Consider the following 2,728-nt stretch of genomic DNA (forward strand, 5'->3'; position numbering starts at 1 on the left):
AAGCGCACTGCATTTTCCGCGTCGTCCGGCGCGACGGAGACCGTGTCGAAGCTTTCATTGACGAGGAAGGAGCCGGCGAGAAGGGCGCTATGGGCTTCGCCGGCATAGATGACGCTTTCGAGCTGCGCGTCGGACAAAAGGCCGGACTCGACAACGCGCTTTGGCAGATGCGGCCGATAGCTTGGCTTTGGCGGCGCGACGGACGCCATGGCGGCGGATTGCACTAGCGTCGTCGGATGCGGCTTCGCGCCCTCAATTGCGATCGATTGCACGGCATAGGGCTCATAGAGCCCGGCGCTGAGCGCGCCGCCCTCGGGCGCGTTCCAGTCGCGCGTCTCATAGGCGACTTCGGCAATCTCAGATGGTGCGGCGCGTGGGGCAGGGGCCGGAACGACACCCACCTTTTGACGCGCAGAATCCGCAAAGGCCAGACGAGGTGCAACGCGACGCGTTGTAACGATCGACGTGAAGGGCTTCGCGATCGAGCCCGCGCCGCCCTGGACCGGCCTCTCGCCATTGCCAGGCACAGTCGCAAGAGACGCGCGCGGCGGAATCTCACGCTGCACCAGCGCGAGCAGTTCCGAAAGATCGGCGATCGGACCGAAGCCCGCGACAAATTCTTTCGAATTCTCCGCGGGCGTCTCGTCGAAGACCGTCAGCCGGCTCTCAACGCTCGTCCCATGCCGCGCGAAAAATCCGGGCGCGAGGGAGGCGGTGAACACGAGCCGTCCCTGCTCCTGCAACCGCTCGAAACTCCCGCGCCAAGCGTTCGTCGTTGGCGCGAAACTCTCGCCCGTGATGACGACAAGCCGTCCGCCGCCGCGAAGGCGCGAGAGAGACGCGCGAATATGCTCGAAAGTCGCCGCGGCATGCCGTCCTTTAATCAGGGGCGACGACGAGAAGGGCGGATTCATCAGCACGACGCTCGGAACAAGACCAAGGTCGAGGCGATCGTGCAGCTGCGCGCCGTCGACGCGGCTGAGCGGCGCTTGGGGGAATAGAAGTTTCAGGAGATCGGCGCGCGTCTCGCCCCATTCATTGAGGATGAGTTTCGCGCCGGCGAACTCGGCATGGATCGCCAGCATCCCCGTGCCGGCGGAAGGTTCGAGCACGACATCGCCAGCGCCGATCCCCGCCGCAAGACTCGCGACATAGGCGAATTCCAGCGACGTCGAGAATTGCTGCAGCGCCTGGCTTTCTTCCGAGCGGCGCGTTTCGCTCGGCAGTAGCGCGCCGACCTTCTTGAGCATGGCGAGAAGGCGCGCCGGATCATTCGCCGCGCGCGCAGCCATTGCCGGCCCATAGCGACGCAGGAACAAAACTTGCGCCGCCTCGACCGCCTCATAGGCGTCTTTCCAGCTCCAGGCCCCTTGCGCGTCGCTTGCGCCAAAAGCGGCTTCCATCGCCACGCGCAGGGCTGGGGCGTCGATGACGCGTCCCTTCGCAAGATGCGCGACGAGCATCTGCGCCGCCATCGCCAGCGCATGCGGCTTGTCGGTCGAAATGAAGGAAAGTTCGGATTGTTCGCGGGGCGTAGCGGCGAGGATCGGGCTCATCGATTGTCTCCGGGATTGTGACCGGCCCGGGACGCTCTCTCTTTGCTCCTCCCGGGCTCGCCCTCCCGGCCAAGCCCTTTTCCTCTTCTCTCCCCCCGCCGTCGCGCCGACGATCAGCGCCGTGACGCCGCCGCCGCCAATCCGTCAGAACGACGACGCCGATTTTTGTGATGACTTACTGCGCGCGCGACGGCGTTCTCGCGACAGCGGGCGCGCCAGGCGATTGCGTAAGGCCGATCCGTCGGCGTCAACAGATCCAGAATGTCCTCGGGGCAGTCGCTCTCGCAGGGCCCCATGTGCTCCGTCATATCCTTGTAGCCGAAGATGAATCTTTCCGGATCACGCGGGTTGTAGTAGGTGAGGCAGACGAGCGCGAAGACCGCGCGCGCCCCGTCGCTGCGCTGCTGCTCGACGGCGGCGTAATAGGCATCGCCAAGAAGTGCCGAGCGCAAAACTCTCGATCGGCCTTCCGCATTCTCGAAGGTGAATTGCGCGTCGAGATAATCGGGCGGTCCTGAATGACCACCGAGCGATTGCATATAGAGCCAGCCCATGGCGTCGGCCTTTCAAAATGGAGGGAAGATGCGCGCGCCAAGACGCGCGCGACGATGTGGGGGGAGAGAATTTTTCAGGGAACGAAGACAGCGCGCCTTCGATCAGGCGTGATGAAACGTCAGCGTCGATGCGGCAGACGCGGAGAAAGGCGGAACGGCGCGCGCCGTCCCGCCTGGAGCATCATTCCGCGGCCGTGGCGTGCGGTTCCTCTTCCTCGGCGTCGCGTGACGCCGCATCTTCGTCGTCGCCCAGGAAATCCGGCAAGGCGTCGCCTTCTTCCGTTTGGACGATTGGCGCATCGGCCGCCTCCGTTGACGCGCCGCGCAGGGGCTCGGGCAGCCAGCCGGTTCCCTGAAGCAGACGCTCCGCCTCGATCGCCATGTCGGATTTTTTCAGATGATCGATCATCTGCGCGGTCGCTTCACCCTTGGCCTCGCGCACCGCCGCCAGAATCCGCGCCTTGGTCACCTTGCCGAAATAGCTTTCGACAGTCGGCGTCCAATGCGCGCTCATATCGAGCCCGACATGTTCGGCCAGTCGATCGGCATGATCCAGCGCCTTTGAGCGGCGTTCGTGCGGAAGCTGCAGCGCGTTGACGCTCTGGCCGACGCAAAAGG

Annotated in this window: 2 protein-coding genes and 1 pseudogene; all 3 read right to left on the reverse strand. The window is 64.7% G+C overall.

Features of this window, described 5'->3' with window-relative positions; all coding sequences use genetic code 11:
- On the reverse strand, positions 1 to 1,556 hold a 1,556-nt coding region (locus QZ964_RS20765), incomplete at its 3' end, for a strawberry notch-like NTP hydrolase domain-containing protein (RefSeq protein ID WP_292534158.1).
- Between the two features lie 113 nt (positions 1,557 to 1,669).
- Positions 1,670 to 2,110, reverse strand: a complete 441-nt coding sequence (locus tag QZ964_RS20770; protein WP_292534160.1) for a hypothetical protein — start codon at positions 2,108 to 2,110, stop codon at positions 1,670 to 1,672.
- A 181-nt stretch (positions 2,111 to 2,291) separates the two neighbouring features.
- A pseudogene (locus QZ964_RS20775) lies at positions 2,292 to 2,728 on the reverse strand (hypothetical protein); the annotation flags it as partial.

The organism is Methylocystis sp. (genome assembly GCF_021731785.1).
Lineage (GTDB): Bacteria > Pseudomonadota > Alphaproteobacteria > Rhizobiales > Beijerinckiaceae > Methylocystis.

Coding starts and splice junctions, on each gene's coding strand:
- QZ964_RS20770 (WP_292534160.1), bottom strand. CDS start 2,110: ATGGGCTGGCTCTATATGCAATCGCTCGGTGGTCATTCAGGACCGCCC.